The following is a 19,350-nucleotide window of genomic DNA, read 5'->3' as shown; positions in this document are numbered from 1 at the left end:
TGGTTGCGCCTGAGTGGCAATTCTGTCTAGCATGCGCGCCCTTGGTGCAACCCGTTGCCCCCTGCCATAAAAATACAAAGCATGGACACACAATGAGCGTCAGCAACCCAACCCTGATCACCTTCGTGATCTACATCGCGGCAATGGTCCTGATCGGACTCATGGCCTATCGATCCACCAATAACCTGTCGGACTACATCCTCGGCGGACGCAGTCTGGGCAGCGTCGTGACCGCATTGTCGGCCGGTGCCTCTGACATGAGCGGCTGGCTGCTCATGGGCCTGCCGGGTGCGATCTACATGTCCGGCCTGTCCGAAAGCTGGATCGCCATCGGCCTGATCGTCGGCGCCTACCTGAACTGGCTGTTCGTCGCCGGGCGCCTGCGGGTGCAGACCGAGCACAACGGCGATGCCCTGACCCTGCCGGATTACTTTTCCAGCCGTTTCGAAGACCACAGCGGTTTGTTGCGAGTGATTTCGGCGATCGTGATCCTGGTGTTCTTCACCATCTACTGCGCTTCGGGCATCGTCGCCGGTGCGCGGCTGTTCGAAAGCACCTTCGGCATGTCCTACGAATCGGCCCTGTGGGCGGGTGCGGCGGCGACCATCGCCTACACCTTCATCGGCGGTTTCCTGGCCGTGAGCTGGACAGACACCGTGCAGGCCACGCTGATGATCTTCGCGCTGATCCTCACGCCGATCATCGTGCTGCTGGCCACCGGCGGCGTCGATACCACCTTCCTGGCGATCGAAGCGAAAGACCCTACCAGCTTCGACATGCTCAAGAACACTACCTTCATCGGCATCATTTCCCTGATGGGCTGGGGCCTGGGTTACTTCGGCCAGCCGCACATTCTGGCGCGCTTCATGGCCGCCGATTCGGTGAAGTCGATCGCCAACGCCCGCCGCATTTCCATGACCTGGATGATCCTGTGCCTGGGCGGCACCGTGGCGGTGGGCTTCTTCGGCATCGCCTACTTCTCGGCGCATCCTGATGTGGCCGGCCCCGTGACCGAGAACCACGAGCGGGTGTTCATCGAGCTGGCCAAGCTGCTGTTCAACCCGTGGATTGCCGGTGTGCTGCTGTCGGCGATTCTGGCGGCGGTGATGAGCACGTTGAGCTGCCAGTTGCTGGTGTGCTCCAGCGCCCTGACCGAGGACTTCTACAAGGCCTTCCTGCGCAAGAACGCTTCGCAGCGAGAGCTGGTCTGGGTCGGCCGGGCCATGGTGCTGCTGGTGGCGCTGATCGCCATTGCCATGGCGGCCAACCCGGAAAACCGCGTGCTGGGCCTGGTGAGCTACGCCTGGGCCGGTTTCGGCGCGGCGTTCGGGCCGGTGGTGCTGATTTCGGTGGTCTGGAAAGGCATGACCCGCAACGGCGCGCTGGCCGGCATCCTGGTGGGTGCAGTAACGGTTGTGGTGTGGAAGCACTTCGAACTGCTGGGCCTGTACGAAATCATCCCCGGCTTCATCTTCGCCAGCATCGCCATCGTGCTGTTCAGCCTGATCGGCAAAGGCCCGACGCCGGGCATGCAGGCGCGCTTCGAAGCCGCCGAGAAAGAGTACAGGGCGGCCTGATTCGCTCCTCTATATAAAGAAGCCCGCGCTTGGCACAGAGTGCGGGCTTTTTTATGCCTCAACATCGTAACTGTGGGAGTGAGCTTGCTCGCGAATACGGTATGACAGTCAATGCAGATGTCGAATGATCGAAGGCATCGCGAGCAAGCTCACTCCTACAGGGCGCCATGTTGTCAGGATTTGCGGTGATCGATGTCCAGGTTGAAAAACATGGTTTTGCCGCCTTCGCTGGTGTAGCCGGTGTTGTCCTGGGTGTACACGCCGGCCTTGAAGTACAGCAGCTCTTTGCTCCAGGTGGCGCTGAGGCGGTCGTTCCAGGCCATGTTCGCCGCCTTGACGCTCAGCAGCCCGGCCTTGTTCAGGTGGATCTCGTAGTTGAAGGTCTCGTTGAGCTGAATGCCTTCGGCCACGGTGAAGATCCGCGCCTTCTTGTCGGTGGGATGAAAGCGCACCTTGGCGACGATGGCGCCGTCCTTGGTGGCATCGCGAAACTGGTACTCGAGCTTGAGCAGTGGCTGGTTGCTTTCGTACACGTGGATCTGGCCGATGACCACGCGCCCGGAGGAAGGGACCTGCAGCACCTTGAGCTTGGCGTTGAGGAAATTATCCGCGTCGGTGTAGGACCAGTTCCGTAGGGTGCCGTCGGAAAAGGTCTCGCGCAGTTCGGTGCGCGGGTAGATCGCGTTGGCGGTCTTGGCGCCGGTCACCGGGGCCCAGAAGGTGACGTTCGAGGCGCCGGATTTGAAATATTTGTCGTCGTATCCCTGCAGCAGTTGCTTGGTTTCGATGGTGGCGGGGGGCGAGCCCACCGGAATGCTCAGATTCCATGATCCCAGATCAATCATTTGTCTTCTGTCCGATATGTCTCATTGCCAGCAAACGCGTCTGGCGCAAGGGTTTCAGGGGTGCCCCTTATACGTATGGCGGACAGCTTTGTTAACGTGATTCCGTCGAACGGATGCAGTCAATTGGCCGTCATTTCCCCGTTCTATCCGTTTGAATAGGGCTATTGGGGGAGATACCGTTAGTCGGCTTGTGTATTATTTAGAGATGGCACAACGGTGGCTCGACTTCTCTTTTTCCCATTCGGGGCTAGAGTAAAGGTCACCCGAATCGCGGGCGGAGCCCTTTCACCAGGCAGTAACGTGAAATGAGTAGCAGCATGGAATGCGTGCAATCCCAGCCACCTAATGGCAAATCAGTCCTGTTGGTAGTCGATGACTACCCCGAAAACCTGGTCACGATGCGTGCGGTCCTGCAACGACAGGACTGGGAGATCGTCACGGCCAGCTCGGGCATGGAAGCGTTGGGTCTGCTTCTGGACGTCGACGTGGACATCGTCCTGCTCGATGTGCAGATGCCGGAAATGGACGGCTTCGAAGTCGCGCGCCTGATGCGCGGCAGCCAGCGAACGCGCTTGACCCCCATTATTTTCCTGACGGCCAACGAGCAGTCCCGTGACGCCGTGCACAAGGGTTACGCCAGCGGCGCGGTGGATTACCTGTTCAAACCGTTCGACCCCAATGTCCTCAAGCCCAAGGTCCAGGCCCTGCTGGAACATCAGCAGAATCGCCGCGCCTTGCAGAAGCTCAGCCGCGAGCTGGAATCGGCGAGGGCGTTCAACGCCTCGGTGCTGGCCAATGTCGCCGAGGGCATCCTGGTGGTCAGCGAAGACGGCACCATCAGCTTCGCCAACCCGGCCATCTGCCGCCTGCTGGGCATGACCGACGGCGAGCTGCGCGGCACGTCGCTGTGCCGTTACCTGCAGGAGCCCTTTGTCGACGAATGGACCGACTCGGGCTTCTATCACCACTATCGCCGCGCAGACACCTACCGCGTGCACGATGCGATTCTGCGCACGCCCGAGGGGCGCCAGGTGCCGGTGGCCTTGTCCTGCGCGCCGCTGCCCGAAGAGCAGAAAGCCATGGTGCTCAGCGTGCTCGACATGTCGGTGGTGCGCGACCTCTACAGCCAGCTCGAACACCAGGCGGTGACCGATTCGCTGACCGGTCTGCTCAATCGCCGCGGCTTCTACCAGACCGTCGAAGGCATGCTGGTGCGCAACGAGCACGCCGGGAAATACCTGGTGGTGCTTTATCTGGATCTGGACGGCTTCAAGCACGTCAATGACTCGCTGGGGCACGACGCCGGCGATCAGGTACTGATCTGGGTGGCCGAGCAATTGAAGGAATGCCTGCGCCCTTATGACGTGCTGGCGCGCATGGGCGGTGACGAATTCGTGGTGGTCATCGACGGGCTGGATTTCCCCGAACATGCGGCCAAAGTCGCGGAAAAACTCATCGAGCGTGTTTCGGTCCGGCGCCAGGTCGACGGCATCGAAGCGACCCTGGGCGCCAGCATCGGCATCGCCGTCTACCCCGATTGCGGCACCAACCTGGACGGCCTGCTGCGCGCTGCCGACATCGCCATGTACGAGGCCAAGCGGGCCGGGCGCCAGCAGTACCGGTTCTACGACCAGTACATGAACGGCCGCGCCCGCTCGCGGCTGATGCTCGAAGAAAGCGTGCGCACGGCCATCGAAGGCAAGGATTTCTCCATCGTCTACCAGCCGCAGATCAACGTGGTGACCGGCCGCACCCGCGGTTTCGAGGCACTGTTGCGCTGGAATCACCCGGACGCGGGCGACGTGCCGTCGAGCCTGTTCATTCCGCTGCTGGAGGAAACCCGGCTGATCAACAAGCTCGGCAGCTGGATTTTCGAACAGGGCGCGGCCCAGCGTCATCGCTGGGACGGGGTGTTCCCGGACGATCTGGTCATGAGCGTCAGCGTCAGCCCGGCGCAGTTCAGCATGCCCAACCTGGCGTCGGAGCTTTCCCGCGCCATTCATCTGCACGGCTTGAAGCCGCGCCAGCTTGAAGTGGAAATCACCGAGCCGTCGCTGGTGCACAACCTGGTGCACAGCCGCAAACAACTGCAGCAGCTGCATGACATCGGCGTGCGGGTGTCGCTGGATGACTTCGGCGCCGGTGACAGCTCGCTGGCGCATTTGCGCAACCTGGACCTGGACACCCTCAAGATCGACCGCCACTTCATCGGCGGCATGATGAGCTCGCCGCGCGATCTGGCAGTGGCGCGCAGCATCATCGACATGTGCCGTTTGCTGGATATCGAAGTGATCGCCGAGGGCGTCGAGACGCTGGAGCAGTATCAGTGGCTGGTGGAGAACGGTTGCGAGATCATCCAGGGCTTTCTGCTGGCCCACCCGCAAACGCCCGAAGAGGCGCTGCGTTTTGTCGAGCCGACCCTGCTGCCGACCAAAGACCCGCTGCTCGGCCATGACTGACAGGGTAGACTGGCGTCTTTGCGATTTTTCAGTCCGACCATGACCGCCACTTCAGTCACGCCGCTCAAATACCTGCAGGCCTATCCTGCGAACCTGCAGGATCAGGTTCGCCAGCTGATCGCCCAGGACAAACTGGGCGCCTACCTGCAACAGCGCTACCCGGCGCGCCACGAAGTGCAGAGCGACAAGGCGCTGTATGCCTACGCGCTGGCCCTCAAGCAGGAACACCTGCGCAACGCGCCGAACATCGACAAGGTGCTGTTCGACAACCGCCTGGACCTCACCCATCGCGCATTGGGGCTGCACACCACGGTTTCGCGAGTGCAGGGCGGCAAGCTCAAGGCCAAGAAGGAAATCCGCGTCGCCACGCTGTTCAAGGACGCAGCGCCCGAGTTTTTGAAAATGATCGTGGTCCACGAGCTGGCGCACTTCAAGGAGACCGAGCACAACAAGGCCTTCTATAAATTGTGCGAGCACATGCAGCCGGGGTATCACCAGCTGGAGTTCGACCTGCGCATCTACCTGACCTGGCGGGATATGCAGGGCGCGTAATAGCAGTCCGACTTGCCGGCGATATCGATCTCACCGACGCCCCGCCGGCAAGCCGTGCTGCTACGAGAGCGAGGATCCGGCCGGCAACAGACACCCGTAGCAGCATGGCTTGCCAGCGGGAGCGATCTTACGGACGCCCCGGCCGGCAAGCCGTGCTGCTACGAGGGGCGGTGTTTTGGTGTTTGGGTTGTGAGAGCATGGCGCGCACCTTCACGCACAAGGACCTGACGATGGACGTCAGCAAGACCAAGAGCAGCTTCTACCGGCGCCTGTACGTGGCGTATCTGATCGACAGCGAAACCGCCAGCAGCGTCCCGGCCCTGACCGAGGTCACCGGCATGCCGCGCCGCACCGCCCAGGACACCATCGCGGCGCTGGCGGATCTGGATATCGTCTGTGAGTTCGAGCAGCTGGACGGCGGGCGCAACCACGCGGGCAGTTACCGGATTCGCGACTGGGGCGCGATTGATCGCCAATGGATCGACACGAATCTGCAGCAGATCAAGGCCGTCCTCGGTTATCCCTGAAAGCAAGGACCTCTGTAGGAGCGAATTCATTCGCGAAGGTGGTTCGGGCGACAGAGATGTGTCGGCTGAACCACCTTCGCGAATGAAGTGGAGCGCCACCCCGGTCGCTCCTACAGAGGGTATCGCTGTGGTTAATCCAGATCCCGCCGCATGCCAATGTGCGGAATGCCATCCTCGACATACACCTCGCCCGCCGGGTTGAAACCGTAGCGGCTGTAATAGCCCTGCAGGTGCGCCTGCGCCGAGAGGTAGATCGGCTGATCGGGCCAGTTGCGTTCGGCGTGTTCCAGCGCCTGCACCATCAACTCATGGCCCATGCCCTTGTTGCGCATCGATGGGGCAGTCACGACCCGGCCGATGGTCACGTCGCCGTCCTGCTGGATCGGGTCGAGCAGGCGCAGATAGGCCACCAGCTCGTCGCCCTGCCAGGCCATCAAGTGGCGGGTATCGCCCAGCAGATCAAGGCCGTCGACTTCCTGATAGGGGCACTTCTGCTCCACCACGAACACCTGCGTACGCAGCTGCAGGATGGCGTACAGCTGCTCTTTGCTCAGGGCGGTATGGTGTTTGCAAATCCAGTTGATAGACATCAAGCCTGCTCACGAAAAAAAGTCCATGCCGGATACTAAACGCTTAATGCGCCAAGCCCAAATCCATACGCGAAGTCCGGAATTGGACGGATGTTGCGTTGAACCGATTTCTTGAACTGACGCACAAAGTTTCATGTTTGTGTGAGTTGTGAAACCACCCGAAAAAGTCTTCACTGAAGGCCAGTTGCCATCGTTTTTATGCGTCTAAGGATTCGGAGCATGTCGCGTTGGGTACGAGCCGTGGTGTTGCTGGGAGTGCTGTTGATCGTCCAGGGCGCATCCGCCCAGACGCTGCGGTTGGTCGGCGACGCCTGGGCGCCCTACGCCGATGTCTCGTTGCTCAACGATGGCCTGTCCACCGACCTGATCCGCACCGCACTGGGGCGCGCCGGTTACACCACCGAGTATGAGCAGGTGCCTTGGGCGCGTGCGGTGCATGGCGTCGGCGAAGGCCGCTATGACGTGCTGATCAACGCCTGGTACAGCGAGGATCGCACGCAGATCGGCCAGTTCTCCCGGGAGTATCTGGTCAATCGCCTGCGTTTTCTCAAGCGCAAATCCTCGAGCGTCGAATACCAGAACCTGCGCCAATTGCACCCGTACTCGATTGCCGTGGTGCGTAGCTATGCCTATTCGCCGGCGTTCGACGACGACATGGACCTGAAAAAAGTGCCGGTGGCGAGTTTTTCGACGGCGGTGCGCATGCTGGCAGCGGGGCGGGTCGAGCTGACGGTCGAAGATGAGTACGCCGCCCGCGTGGCGCTCAGTCGCGAGCCGGACGAGGTGCGCGACAACGTCGAATTCCTGCCGCAATCACTCAGCGAAAACGGGTTGTTCATCCTCGTCAGCCTGAAAACTCCGGGCCACGATAAGATCGTCGCCGACTTCGACAAGGCCATCGCCGCGATGAAGGCCGATGGCAGTTACGACAAGCTGCTCAAGCTGCACGGTCTGTGATCTCGGCTTCCTTGGCCGGGTCCTTGATCAGGTGCGCCGCCAGTGTGCGCAATGGGCCGAGCTGGCGGCAGATCAGCGCCAGTTGGGTCTGCACCAGACGCTGACCTTCGTCGATTTCCTCGGGCATCTGTTCCAGATCCACCGCCAGCGCTTCTTCGCTGTCGCTCTGCACCGCGACCGGTTCGCGCGTGGCCAGGCTCTGGGCGATTTCATCGATACTCGCGGCCAGGTGCGCGCCGGCGCCTTCGATCAGCTGCTCGCGCACTTCGTCCGGCAGTTCGGTGCCGCGATGGGCGCCCAGGCCTGACAGATAACTGAGTAGCGTGTGGGACAGCACCAGGAAGCGGAAGCCCACGTCAGCCTCTTTGCGAAAGTGCCCAGGCTCCATCAGCATGTTCGCCAGGGTGGTCGACAGCGCCGCGTCGGCGTTGTGCGCGTTGCGTCGGGCCAGGCGATACGCGAGGTCGTCGCTCTTGCCCTTGGCGTATTGCTGCATGATCTGGCGCAGGTAAACGCTGTTGCAGGTCAGCGTGTTGGCCAGCACCTTGTTCAGGCGTCGGCCCTGCCAGTCGGGCAGGAACAGGAACACCGCAAGCCCCGCGATCAGGCTGCCCAGCAGGGTGTCCATCAGGCGCGGCAGGAACAGCCCGTAACTGTTGCCCACCTGGTTGAAGCAGAACAGGATCATCACCGTGATCGCCGCTGTCGACAGCGTGTAGCGCGTGGTGCGGTTGACGAAGAACACCACCCCGGCCAGCACCGCGCACATCGATTGCAGGATCGGCGTGGTCACCAGGTCGAACAGAATCCAGCCCGCGGTCAGGCCGATGGCCGTGCCGATAATCCGCTGGCCCAGCTTGCGCCGGGTCGCGCCGTAGCTCGGCTGGCAGACGAAGACCGTGGTCAGGATGATCCAGTAGCCCTGCGACGGATGAATCAGGTGCAGCATGATGTAGCCGACCACCAGCGCCAGCGGCAGGCGCAGGGCGTGGCGGAACAGCAGGGAAGTCGGCGTCAGTTGCAGGCGCAGGCGCGTCCAGACGTCCTTGAGGTTGCGTGGCGAGCGGTCCAGCAGGCTGCTGTCGGTGGCGTCGGCCAGTGCATCGGGATTGCTGGCGTCGCTGAGCAGGCGGTCCAGTGTCGCGAGGTTGTTGGCCAGGGCGCGCAGCGAGCGCAACAGGCCGCGCCAGGCCGGGTTGCTCTGGATGCGCAGGTGTTCCAGGGAGGCGCGCAGGTCATCCAGCGCATGGGCGAAACTGTCGTCGTACACGAACGGCTGGCGCAGCTGGATCGACACCGACAGATCACGGCAGGCGTTGCCCTGCTGGCGCAGCAGGCGCTGGCAGCGGAACAGCACGTCACTGTGGAAAAACGCCTCGGCCAGCGAGTTGTACGGATAGTGCGAGGAACTGGCGCGTTCGTGCACGTCCTGGGCGAGGAAATACAGCTTCAGGTAGCGGCTGACCTTCGAGCCCGGGCGACCGCTGCCGACCCGGTTGAGGATGATTTCCTTGGTCACGTTGAGCGCGGCGACCACCTTGCCGTTCTGCTTGGCCAGCTCCAGGCGCCGGGCCTCGACGTCCAGGGTGCGGATCGGTTCGAACAGTTCGGACTTGAGCTTCAGGTACAGCCCCAATTCGCGGAACAACCGCGCCAGCGCCTGCTGCACCGGCTGGTTGGAAAACAGCATCTGCCACAGCACAGACAGCAGGCCGTACCACGCTGCGCCCGCCACCAGCAGCATGGGCTCGTGCCAGAAATCGGTCACCTCGCCGCCGCGCTGGTCGACGCCGATCATGGTGTAGACCGACAGAATCAGGGTGGCGTAGGCGATGGCGCCATAGCGCTCGCCCAGGGCGCCGAGCATCGTCAGGCAGAAGGCGGCCAGCGCAAAGGCGCAAATGAAGATCACGGGGTAGGGGAACAGCAGCTCCACGGACAGCGCCGCGATGCTGAAACACACCAGCGTCACGGCCAGCGCATTGAGGCGGCCTTGCCAGCTGTCGTCGGTTTCGGACAGGGCGCTGGCGATAATCCCCAGGAACAGCGGGATGACCAGCGACATTTCGTTCTGGTACCAGCACAGCGCCATGCTGCCGGTCAGTGCGATGAATACCCGCACGCTGTAGGAAAACTTGTCCAGCGCCCAGAGGCGGCGGAAGGTATTACGCAACGATTTCGATGCCATGTACGCCAACAGCCTGTTCGCAATTCAAATCTGCACAGTGATATGTACAGCGCCTGATGGGCGCTGTACATCGGCTTAGCAAAATTTATTCCGCCTCCCAGGCACGCCGCAGATCCTGTAGGAGCAATCCGAGGTTACGAGGGTCGCGAAGAGGCCCGCACAGCCGATACATCTTTAGCGCCTGGTCCACCGCATTCGCGACCCTCGTTACCTCGGATTGCTCCTACAGGGGATCTGCATTCCTTCAGACAAACTGCGCCGCCGCATACGCCGACGCCCAGGCCCACTGGAAGTTGAAGCCGCCCAGGTGGCCGCTGACATCCAGCACCTCGCCGATGAAATACAGGCGGGGGGATTTCAGTGATTCCATGGTCTTGGAGGACACTTCCCGGGTATCGATGCCGCCCAGCGTCACCTCGGCGGTGCGATAGCCCTCGGTGCCCGCCGGCACCACCTGCCAGCTCGCCAGTTTTCCGGCGATGTCGGCCAGCTCCGCATGGGTGTACTGCTTCATTGGCTTGGACACGAACCACTGTTCGGCAATCAGGTTGGCCATCTTCTTGGTGAAGATTTCGCCCAGCAGGGTTTTCAGCTCGCTGTTGGGGCGCTGCGCCTGTTGCTCTGTGAGCCAAGTGTGCGCGTCATGGTCGGGCATCAGGTTGATTTCCACCGTGTCGCCCGGGTTCCAGAACGAGGAAATCTGCAGGATCGCCGGGCCGCTCAGGCCGCGGTGGGTGAACAGGATGTTCTCGCGGAAACTTGTGTCGTTGCAGCTCACCAAGGCATCCACCGAAGTGCCAGTCAGCTCGGTGCACAGCTCCTTGAGCTGGTCGGTGATGGTGAACGGCACCAGGCCCGCGCGGGTCGGCAGCAGGGTGTGGCCGAACTGCTTGCCCACCTGATAGCCGAAACCGGTGGCGCCCAGGGTCGGAATCGACAGCCCGCCGGTGGCGATCACCAGCGATTCGCAGCGGATGTCGCCCAGTGTGGTTTGCAGCAGGTAGCCGCCCTCGAGCTTCTCGATGGTCTGCACCGAGGTGTCCATGTGCAGGCTGACCCCGGCGTCGTCGCATTCGCTGAGCAGCATGCCGAGGATGTCGCTGGACTTGTTGTCACAGAACAGCTGGCCGAGTTTCTTCTCGTGGTACGGCACGCCGTGCTTGCACACCATCTCGATGAAGTCCCACTGGGTGTAGCGCGCCAGTGCCGATTTGCAGAAGTGCGGGTTCTGCGAAAGGAAGTTGGCGGGCTCGGTGTACATGTTGGTGAAGTTGCAGCGCCCGCCGCCGGACATGAGGATCTTCTTGCCCGGTTTGTTGGCGTGATCGATCAGCATCACCCGGCGGCCACGGTTGGCCGCAGTGAAGGCACACATCAAACCGGCGGCGCCAGCGCCGATGATCACAACGTCAGTAACGGGCAAAGCGGTGTCCTCGGAGATTCAGTGGTGGCTGGGAGTCAGCCTTCGTGAGCAAGCTCACTCCCACAGAACGGGCGTCCAGGCCTGCTGTGGGAGTGAGCTTGCTCACGAAGGGGGCAGCGCGGTTTCGGCGAGATCAGAGAATCCGCACCCGCACCGACTTGCCCTTGATCTTGCCGCTGTTCAGGCGGTCCAGCGCCTGTTTGGCGATGCCGCGCTCCACGGCCACGTAGGCCTGGAAGTCGAAAATCGCGATCTTGCCGACCTGGGTGCCGGGGATGCCTGCCTCGCCGGTCAGCGCGCCGAGGATGTCGCCGGGGCGCAGTTTGTCCTTGCGGCCCGAGGCGATGCACAGGGTGCTCATCGGCGGCAGCAGCTTGCCGCCTTCCTTGCGCTTCAACTGGTCGTACTGCTGCCAGTTCAGCGGCGCTTTCTGCAGCTCTTCGATGGCGCGGGCGCGCTGGCTTTCCGAAGGCGACACCAGGCTGATCGCCAGACCTTTCTCGCCTGCGCGACCGGTACGGCCGACGCGGTGGATGTGGATTTCCGAATCGCGCGCCAGTTCGACGTTGATCACCATGTCCAGCGCATCGATGTCCAGGCCGCGCGCGGCGACGTCGGTGGCCACCAGCACCGAGGTGCTGCGGTTGGCGAACATCGCCAGCACCTGATCGCGGTCACGCTGCTCCAGGTCGCCATGCAGGCCGACCGCCGACATGCCCTTGGCATTCAGGTGATCGACCACGTCCTGCACCTGCTGCTTGGTGAAGCAGAACGCCACGCAGGATTGCGGGCGGAAGTGATCGAGAACCTTGACCACCGCTTCCAGGCGCTGTTCGGGGGCGATTTCGTAGAAGATCTGCTCGATTTGGCTGTCATCGTGCAGCGCCTCGACCTTCACGGTCTGCGGATCACGCATGAACTTGGAGGCCAGCTGCTTGATGCCGACCGGGTAGGTTGCCGAGAACAGCAGGGTCTGCCGACGCTCCGGCGTCTGCTGGATGATGTCTTCGATGGCGTCGTAGAAGCCCATGTCGAGCATGCGGTCGGCTTCGTCCAGCACCAGGGTGTTGAGCCCGTCGAGCACCAGCGAGCCTTTGCGCAGGTGCTGCTGAATGCGCCCCGGGGTGCCGACGATGATGTGCGCGCCGTGCTCCAGCGAGCCGATCTGCGGGCCGAAGGGCACGCCGCCGCACAGGGTCAGGACCTTGATGTTGTCCTCGGCGCGGGCCAGGCGGCGGATTTCCTTGGCCACCTGATCGGCCAGCTCGCGGGTCGGGCAGAGCACCAGCGCCTGGCAGCCGAAGTAACGCGGGTTGATCGGATTGAGCAGGCCGATGCCGAACGCGGCGGTCTTGCCCGAGCCGGTCTTGGCCTGGGCGATCAGGTCCAGGCCCTTGAGCATCACCGGCAGGCTCTGCGCCTGAATCGGCGTCATCTGGGCATAACCAAGGGACTCCAGGTTAGCCAGCATGGCAGCGGAAAGGGGCAGTGAGTTGAACGCGGTGTTAGTCACAAGGGAGGCCTGCAAAACAAAATGTCGCGCAGTGTATCAGGTCGCGGCCCCCACCCAGTGGGTGAGGGCGATAAATGGTGTGAGTTATGCACAGTCATGACCTGTGGGAGTGAGCTTGCTCACGAATGCTTTGTATCAGCCGCCAACAATACAGCGGATGTACCGGCCTCTTCGTGAGCAAGCTCACTCCCACAGATGAGTTTTGGGGTGTCAGGCCCGGCGTTATGCCTCGATTTCGGGTTCGGTCGGCTTGCGCGTCGGCACCTCGGGCGGCATGCGTGGCGACAATTGCAGGAAGATCGATGCCGCCAGCATCGCCAGCACCCCGACGCACAGGAACGTCAGCTGGAACGCGCCGAGCACGCTACTCACCTCGCCGGTCGCCACGTCATCGGTGAAGCCGCCGAGCAACGCTGCCGCACAGGCCACCCCAAGGCTGAGCGACAACTGCGCCACCACCGACAACAGGCTGTTGCCGCTGGCCGCGCTGGCGTCGTCCAGGTCGATCAGGGTCACCGCGTTCATCGCCGAGAACTGCAGCGAGTTCACCCCGCCCAGAAACGCCAGGTGAATCAGCAGCACCCAGTACGATGTGTCGGCGTCCACCAGCGCCATGCTCGCCAGCAACGCGCCCAGCAGCAAGGTGTTGCCGGTGAGCACGATGCGATAGCCCAGGCGCTCGATGGCCCGGGTCGCCACAGGTTTGGCGAACATCGCCGCCAGGGCCAGCGGGATCATGCTCATCCCTGCATGGGACGGCGAATAACCCATGCCGACCTGCAGCATCAGCGGCACCAGAAACGGCAAGGCGCCGCTGCCCAGCCGGGCGAACAGGTTGCCCATGATGCCCACCGCAAAACTGCGGGTGCGAAACAGCGAGGCCGAGAACAGCGGTGCATCCACGTGCCCGGCGCGCAGCCAATAGGCCGCCAGGCAAGCCATGCCGCCGAACAGCAGCATCACCACGCGCAGGTGCGGCAGATGCAGTTCGCCCAGGCCTTCGAGGGCGATGGTGATCAGCACCATCGAGGCGCCGAACAGTAGGAAACCCACCGAATCGAACGGCGTGCGCCCGCCGCCCTGCAGGTCGGGAATGAACTTGCGCACGGCAAAGCAACCGATCAGGCCGACCGGGATGTTGATCAGGAAGATCCAGTGCCAGCTGAGGATTTCCACCAGCCAGCCGCCCACGGTCGGGCCCATCAGCGGGCCGAGCAGGGCGGGCATGGTGATGAAGCTCAAGATGCGCACCAGCTCGGTCCGCGGATAGGCCCGCAATACGATCAGCCGCCCGACCGGCATCATCAACGCGCCACCCAGCCCCTGCACCACGCGGGCCGCGACCAGCATGCCAAGGGAGTTGGCCGCCGCGCACAGCAGCGAGCCGAAACTGAACAGCAGGATGGCGCTGAAGAAAATCCGCTTGATCCCGAATCGGTCGGAAATCCAGCCCGACGCAGGGATCAAGAGGGCGATGGTCAGCATGTAGGCGATGATCACCGACTGCATGCGCAGCGGGTCTTCGTTCAGCGATCGGGCCATGGACGGCAGCGCGGTGTTGAGGATGGTGCCGTCCAGGCTCTGCATGAAAAACGCGATGGCGATGACCCAGGGCATCCAGCGCAGGGTGCGGGCGTCCAGTTGCGGCGTGGTGGTGGGCATGTGAATCCTGGGTCCTTATAAGGTTTGTCGGGATGTCGCGTACACGCTTCTGGCCGGAGGCCGTGGGAGCCCGACTTGTCGGCGATCTGGCGCGCAGCGGCAGCAAACCCTGGCAACGCGGGGTTTCTGACACGGCCAAGGTGTCTGGTTTTGCTGCCGCTTCGCGCCAGATCGCTGGCAAGCCAAGCTCCCACGGCCTTCGGCCAGAATCAAAAGCAGCCGTTCAAAAGTTCGCGCCTGCGGGCAGAATCAAAGGCGCTGTTACAACGTCAAGGTCAACCGGCTGACCAACGCCCCCGGCAACAGATTCGAGGCGGTCTGACGTTGACTGTAGGTGCTCGTCGACAAAATGAGTTCCCTCTCGGTCGTCAATTGTTCCAATGCACTGCCCAACAGGCTGTAAACGCTGTCGTCGAAGCGCATGGTGCTGACCGGGGCCTTGATCTGGCCGTCCTCGACCCAGAACGTGGCGAAGCGGGTCATGCCGGTCATGCGCCCGGCGGTGCGGTCGGAGAAGTTCAGGTACCACAGGTTGCTGATGTACAGCCCCGTGCCCAGTGCCTTGAGCACATCGTCCAGCGCCAGCGAGCCGCCGTTCATGGTCAAGGCGCTGGGTGCTTCGCCCCAGCCGGCGCCGTTAGCGTTCAGGCCGTATTCGGCGGCGCTGCGCGAGTCCACCAGACGATCCCGGGCGGCGCCTTCGACCACCAGCGCCAGGTCCGAACGCGGATAGCCTTCGCCGGAAAACGCAGGTGAGAGCGAGCCGCTGACCTGCTCATCGATACTCACCAACGGGCTCAGTGCGGCCTGGCCGTCGTACAGCCGTTGCAGCGGGCTGGTCTTGTCGGCCAGCGACTGCGCCGAAAAGCCGCCCCAGCAGAGCATGCCCATCACTTCTTCCAGCGCGGCCGGTGCCAGATAGGCGCGGTATTGGCCGGGGGCGAGGGTGTGTGCGGGCTGGCCGAGAAAGGTCAGTTGCTCGCGGGCCAGGGCGAAGCGGCTGGCGAAGGCGGCGTCGTCCCACTGGTGCCCGGCGTAGTTGGCCTTCACCGCCTGACCGTTCTCGTGGAACAGGCTCCAGTCGAAGTTGAAGCTGTTGGCCTGATGCCAGCCCAGCGCGCCGCTGGAGCTGGCGAAGCCACGATAGATCGGGCCTGCCGCGTAGATGCCGACCAGATCCAGGCCTTCGCCCAGTTGTGCGATCTGCCCGACCACATGGGCGGCGTCCGGCAACGGCACGCTCTGCAGGTTGTCGCTCTGCCAAGCGTCGTCGTTGAGCAGCAGGTACGGGTCGACCGGCAACAGCGGCAGGGTTTCGCGCAGTTGATTCAGCGCCTCGCTCAGGCGCTGGCAATCCAGCTCGCTGTCACCTGCCAGGGTCAGGTTGAGGTCGGCATGGCGGCCGTTGTCGATCAGCTTGAAATACACGCTGGCCTGCTGCACCTGGCCGGCCTGACGCACCTTGGCGTGGTTGAAGCGGATGAAATCCGAGGCTTCGGCGTTGTAGCTGAGGGTGAAGCGCTCGGCTGGCGTCACGGCCTCGCGCAGCCATTGCACCAGCGCGTTGAATTGCTCTTGATGGGACATCAGGCGTCACCTCCGAAAACGTCGACTCTGGAGAACACGCACGCAGGCGAGGCATGCCCCACGCGCACCACCTGATTGGGTTCGCCCTTGCCGCAGTTCGGCGTGCCCAGCACCTTGAAGGTGCTGGCATCGCCCACCGCGCTCAGGTTGCGCCAGAACTGCGCGGAGATGGCGCGGTAGTTCGGGTTCTTCACCACGCCCTTGAGTTCGCCGTTCTCGATCAACTGGCCCCACTCGCAGCCGAACTGGAATTTGTTGCGCGCATCATCGATGGACCACGAGCGGTTGGTGCTCATCAGGATGCCGTGCTCGATCCCGGCGATCAGTTGCGCCATGGACTTGTCGCCCGGCTCGATGTTGAGGTTGGCCATGCGGTCGATCGGCGCGCGGTTCCAGCTGCAGGCGCGGCTGTTGGCGACGCCTTGAAGGCCTGACCTGAATTGCGACAGCGCCCCGCCCAACGGCCGCTCCAGCACGCCGTCCTTGATCAGGAACTGCTTGCTGGCCGCAGTGCCGTCATCGTCGAAACCGTAGCTGGCCAGTTGCTCGGGAATGTCCGGATCGAAGGTCACGTTGAGCAGGTCCGAGCCGTATTGCAGATGGCCGAAGTCGCTGGCTTTGACGAAGCTCGTGCCCGCGTAATTGCGCTCGTCACCGAGGATGCGGTCCAGCTCCAGCGGGTGGCCGATGGATTCGTGGATCTGCAGGATCATCTGGTCCGGCGTCAGCAGCAGATCGCGCGGGCCGGTCGGGGTGTTGGGCGCCATGATGAGTTGCAGCGCCTGATCGGCCACGTTCGCCGCCGCGCCGATGATGCCGCAAGAGGTGATGACTTCCGCGCCGCCCTGCTGGCCGAAGTTGTCACGGCCCAGGCTGCGGGTCTGGCTGTCCTGGCCGTCGTAGGCGGTGACGCTGAGGCCCGGAAACACGAAACGCTGGGCCTGACGCAGCTCGGCGCCGGCGCTGTTGAGGTAGATCTGCTCGACGTTTTCCAGGCCCAGGCTGACCTGCCAGTTAACGAGGCGCTCGTCCTTGGGCACCGAGGCGGATTCGGCGCTCAACAGGGCGTAGCAATCGCTGAGCGAGGGAAAGGCGCTGGCCAGGTTTGGCGAGAGGTAGTCGGCGCGGGCCGTGGCGACCGGCTGTTCGCTCAGGTCGAGCAACGCATGTGGCGCCAGCAGACGAGCCTGGGTTTCGGCGCGTTCGAGGGCAGCCTGCAGGCCGCGTTGGGAAATGTCGTTAGTAGCGGCGTAGGTCTCGACGCCATTGAGGCGCACGGTGAGCATCGCGCCTTCATCCGTGCTCAGTTGCGGCGGCTCGGCGACGTTCTTGCGCACCGAGAGGTGCTGGCTGGTCTGCTTGACGTATCGCAGGGAGAAGAATTGTGCGCTGCTGCGAAGCGCGGCGAACCGCTGCTTGAGCTGGGCGGAGAAATCGAACATGCGCGAAGGCTCCTGGCTGATTCGGCGGGCGATGGGCCGAATCATAGCGCGGATCGATAGCGTGCGAACGATCAAAACCTGTAGGAGCGCGCTTGCCCGCGATTACGGCGGGTCAGACACTATTGCAGCGTCTGGATAACCGCATCGCGGGCAAGCGCGCTCCTACGGAGTTTCGTGTTACACGGGTGTCGCCGCCTCCCGCATCGGCTTGCCCCGCACCGGCGCATCGCCCGCCACGTAGTACTTGGCAGTGCTGCGCGGCAACGGCTGGCGACCACGAATCCGGTCGGCGATTTTCTCGGCCATCATGATGGTCGGTGCGTTGAGGTTGCCGGTGGTGATGATCGGCATGATCGAGGCATCGACCACGCGCAGGTTCTGTATGCCGTGCACGCGGCCCTGATGGTCGACCACGGCCATGTCGTCGGTGCCCATCTTGCACGAGCAGGACGGGTGGAAGGCGGTCTCGGCGTGTTCGCGCACGAAGCGGTCGAGCTGCTCGTCGGTCTGCACCTCGATGCCGGGGCTGATCTCGCGGCCCCGGTACTTGTCCAGCGCAGGCTGGGCCATGATCTCGCGGGTCAGGCGGATGCCGTCGCGGAACTCCTGCCAGTCCTGCTCGGTGGACATGTAGTTGAAGAGGATGCTCGGGTACTCGCGCGGGTTCTTCGATTTGAGGTGCACGCGGCCACGGCTCGGCGAGCGCATGGAGCCGACGTGGGCCTGGAAGCCGTGTTCGCGCACGCCGTTGCTGCCGTTGTAGTTAATCGCCACCGGCAGGAAGTGGTACTGAATGTTCGGCCACTCGAACTCTTCGCGCGAGCGAATGAAACCGCCGGCCTCGAACTGGTTGCTGGCGCCGATGCCCTTGCCCAGGAACATCCACTTGGCACCGATGGCCGGCTGGTTCCACCACAGCAGCGAGGGGTACAGCGAGACCGGTTCCTTGCAGGCGTACTGCAGGTACATCTCAAGGTGATCCTGCAGGTTTTCACCCACGCCCGGCAGGTCGTGAACCAGCGGGATGTCGAGCTTTTTCAGCAGCGCCGCAGGGCCGACGCCGGAGCGTTGCAGCAGTTGCGGCGAGGCAATGGCGCCGCTGCTGACGATGACTTCCTTGCGTGCACGGGCTTCGATGCGCGTGTCGCTGTCGCCGACCATGTAGGCCACGCCGACCGCGCGCTTGTTGTCGAACAGGATACGGTCGGTCAGCGCGTGGGTGACGATGGTCAGGGTGTCGCGCTGCTTTGCGACGTCCAGATAGCCGCGCGCGGTGCTGGCACGGCGCCCGGCTGGCGTGACCGTGCGGTCCATCGGGCCGAAGCCTTCCTGCTGGTAGCCGTTGAGGTCTTCGGTACGCGGGTAACCGGCCTGCACGCCGGCTTCGACCATGGCATGGAACAGCGGATTGTTGCCGGCCTTGGGGGTGGTCACGCTGACCGGGCCTTCGCCGCCGTGGTAGTCGTTGGGGCCGATGTCGCGGGTTTCGGCCTTGCGGAAATACGGCAGGCAGTCCAGGTAGGACCAGTCCTCCAGCCCCGGCAGTTTCGCCCAGCCGTCGTAGTCCATGGCGTTACCGCGGATGTAGCACATGCCGTTGATCAAGGATGAGCCGCCCAGGCCCTTGCCCCGACCACATTCCATGCGCCGGTTGTCCATGTGCGGCTCGGGGTCGGTTTCGTAGGCCCAGTTGTAGCGGCGACCCTGCAGCGGGAAGGCCAGGGCGGCGGGCATCTGAGTGCGGAAGTCGGCGCGGTAGTCCGGGCCGCCGGCTTCGAGCAACAGAACGGTGACGCCTGCGTCTTCGGTGAGACGGGCCGCCAGGGTGTTACCGGCAGAGCCGGCGCCGACGATGATGTAGTCGAATTCTTGGGACATAAAAGGCTCCCTCTTGAAAGGTGACCAATGAGAGAGGAGAGGGGGAGCAATCGAATGCTCGACCCCTAGCACCCCATGCTAGTGCGCTGTTTGAGCTGGCCTCTCGCGAATGAAGTGGGACGCCACCCCGGTCGCTCCTACAGGTCGATC

The 19,350-nt window shown here is 63.2% G+C and carries 14 protein-coding genes; 5 read left to right on the top strand and 9 right to left on the bottom strand.

The genetic code is table 11. The annotated features are described in order from the left end of the window. The first annotated feature begins 92 nt into the window (after positions 1–92). Positions 93–1,577, top strand: coding sequence for a sodium/proline symporter PutP (gene putP / locus AC1MEK_RS22760; RefSeq protein WP_480398530.1), 1,485 nt, complete (start codon positions 93–95; stop codon positions 1,575–1,577). Between the two features lie 173 nt (positions 1,578–1,750). Here the strand turns inward: putP and AC1MEK_RS22755 are convergent, their stop codons facing one another. Continuing rightward, on the bottom strand, positions 1,751–2,422 hold the full coding sequence (locus AC1MEK_RS22755) for a polysaccharide lyase family 7 protein (RefSeq protein ID WP_480398529.1): 672 nt from the start codon (positions 2,420–2,422) through the stop codon (positions 1,751–1,753). Positions 2,423–2,739: 317 nt separating this feature from the next. On the opposite strand from AC1MEK_RS22755, the gene AC1MEK_RS22750 reads away from it, so the two are divergent. The 3 genes from AC1MEK_RS22750 (at position 2,740) to AC1MEK_RS22740 (ending at position 5,960) form a co-directional block, all read left to right on the top strand. Beyond that, on the top strand, positions 2,740–4,881 hold the full coding sequence (locus AC1MEK_RS22750) for a putative bifunctional diguanylate cyclase/phosphodiesterase (protein ID WP_480398543.1): 2,142 nt from the start codon (positions 2,740–2,742) through the stop codon (positions 4,879–4,881). A gap of 39 nt (positions 4,882–4,920) precedes the next feature. Beyond that, positions 4,921–5,433 carry a YgjP-like metallopeptidase domain-containing protein gene (locus AC1MEK_RS22745; RefSeq protein WP_480398528.1) on the top strand — a complete coding sequence of 171 codons (513 nt, stop codon included), beginning with the start codon at positions 4,921–4,923 and terminating at the stop codon, positions 5,431–5,433. A 230-nt stretch (positions 5,434–5,663) separates the two neighbouring features. Next, entirely contained in the window at positions 5,664–5,960 is a 297-nt protein-coding gene (locus AC1MEK_RS22740; RefSeq protein WP_480398542.1) for a winged helix-turn-helix domain-containing protein, read from the top strand. 131 nt (positions 5,961–6,091) lie between these two features. Here the strand turns inward: AC1MEK_RS22740 and AC1MEK_RS22735 are convergent, their stop codons facing one another. Then, on the bottom strand, positions 6,092–6,550 hold the full coding sequence (locus AC1MEK_RS22735; protein ID WP_480398527.1) for a GNAT family N-acetyltransferase: 459 nt from the start codon (positions 6,548–6,550) through the stop codon (positions 6,092–6,094). A gap of 219 nt (positions 6,551–6,769) precedes the next feature. On the opposite strand from AC1MEK_RS22735, the gene AC1MEK_RS22730 reads away from it, so the two are divergent. Further along, a complete protein-coding gene (locus AC1MEK_RS22730; RefSeq protein WP_480398526.1) occupies positions 6,770–7,507 on the top strand; it encodes a substrate-binding periplasmic protein in 738 nt (245 codons plus the stop codon). Here AC1MEK_RS22730 and yccS read toward each other — a convergent pair. From yccS to betA, 7 genes are all read right to left on the bottom strand, one after another. Beyond that, entirely contained in the window at positions 7,488–9,695 is a 2,208-nt protein-coding gene (gene yccS, locus AC1MEK_RS22725) for a YccS family putative transporter (protein ID WP_480398525.1), read from the bottom strand. The two genes, AC1MEK_RS22730 and yccS, sit on opposite strands and share 20 nt — an antisense overlap. A 244-nt stretch (positions 9,696–9,939) precedes the next feature. Then, positions 9,940–11,118 carry a BaiN/RdsA family NAD(P)/FAD-dependent oxidoreductase gene (locus tag AC1MEK_RS22720; RefSeq protein ID WP_480398524.1) on the bottom strand — a complete coding sequence of 393 codons (1,179 nt, stop codon included), beginning with the start codon at positions 11,116–11,118 and terminating at the stop codon, positions 9,940–9,942. 133 nt (positions 11,119–11,251) lie between these two features. Next, positions 11,252–12,631: an ATP-dependent RNA helicase DbpA gene (gene dbpA / locus AC1MEK_RS22715; protein WP_480398523.1), complete on the bottom strand. Its 1,380-nt coding sequence runs from the start codon at positions 12,629–12,631 to the stop codon at positions 11,252–11,254. Positions 12,632–12,853: 222 nt separating this feature from the next. Continuing rightward, positions 12,854–14,293 carry a multidrug transporter subunit MdtD gene (mdtD, locus tag AC1MEK_RS22710; protein ID WP_480398522.1) on the bottom strand — a complete coding sequence of 480 codons (1,440 nt, stop codon included), beginning with the start codon at positions 14,291–14,293 and terminating at the stop codon, positions 12,854–12,856. Between the two features lie 261 nt (positions 14,294–14,554). Then, positions 14,555–15,880, bottom strand: coding sequence for a TldD/PmbA family protein (locus AC1MEK_RS22705; protein ID WP_480398521.1), 1,326 nt, complete (start codon positions 15,878–15,880; stop codon positions 14,555–14,557). After that, positions 15,880–17,322, bottom strand: a complete 1,443-nt coding sequence (locus AC1MEK_RS22700) for a TldD/PmbA family protein (RefSeq protein WP_480398520.1) — start codon at positions 17,320–17,322, stop codon at positions 15,880–15,882. The genes AC1MEK_RS22705 and AC1MEK_RS22700 overlap by 1 nt, the downstream gene beginning before the upstream one ends. Before the next feature lie 177 nt (positions 17,323–17,499). Beyond that, positions 17,500–19,200, bottom strand: a complete 1,701-nt coding sequence (gene betA / locus AC1MEK_RS22695) for a choline dehydrogenase (protein ID WP_480398519.1) — start codon at positions 19,198–19,200, stop codon at positions 17,500–17,502. Positions 19,201–19,350 lie beyond the last annotated feature (150 nt).

This window comes from Pseudomonas sp. 2 (genome assembly GCF_056627435.1).
This window is presented reverse-complemented; position numbering and strand designations above follow the sequence as displayed.

Coding starts and splice junctions, on each gene's coding strand:
- AC1MEK_RS22735 (WP_480398527.1), bottom strand. CDS start 6,550: ATGTCTATCAACTGGATTTGCAAACACCATACCGCCCTGAGCAAAGAG.
- AC1MEK_RS22740 (WP_480398542.1), top strand. CDS start 5,664: ATGGACGTCAGCAAGACCAAGAGCAGCTTCTACCGGCGCCTGTACGTG.
- mdtD (WP_480398522.1), bottom strand. CDS start 14,293: ATGCCCACCACCACGCCGCAACTGGACGCCCGCACCCTGCGCTGGATG.
- putP (WP_480398530.1), top strand. CDS start 93: ATGAGCGTCAGCAACCCAACCCTGATCACCTTCGTGATCTACATCGCG.
- AC1MEK_RS22700 (WP_480398520.1), bottom strand. CDS start 17,322: ATGTTCGATTTCTCCGCCCAGCTCAAGCAGCGGTTCGCCGCGCTTCGC.
- AC1MEK_RS22730 (WP_480398526.1), top strand. CDS start 6,770: ATGTCGCGTTGGGTACGAGCCGTGGTGTTGCTGGGAGTGCTGTTGATC.
- AC1MEK_RS22745 (WP_480398528.1), top strand. CDS start 4,921: ATGACCGCCACTTCAGTCACGCCGCTCAAATACCTGCAGGCCTATCCT.
- betA (WP_480398519.1), bottom strand. CDS start 19,200: ATGTCCCAAGAATTCGACTACATCATCGTCGGCGCCGGCTCTGCCGGT.
- yccS (WP_480398525.1), bottom strand. CDS start 9,695: ATGGCATCGAAATCGTTGCGTAATACCTTCCGCCGCCTCTGGGCGCTG.
- AC1MEK_RS22750 (WP_480398543.1), top strand. CDS start 2,740: ATGGAATGCGTGCAATCCCAGCCACCTAATGGCAAATCAGTCCTGTTG.
- AC1MEK_RS22705 (WP_480398521.1), bottom strand. CDS start 15,880: ATGTCCCATCAAGAGCAATTCAACGCGCTGGTGCAATGGCTGCGCGAG.
- AC1MEK_RS22755 (WP_480398529.1), bottom strand. CDS start 2,422: ATGATTGATCTGGGATCATGGAATCTGAGCATTCCGGTGGGCTCGCCC.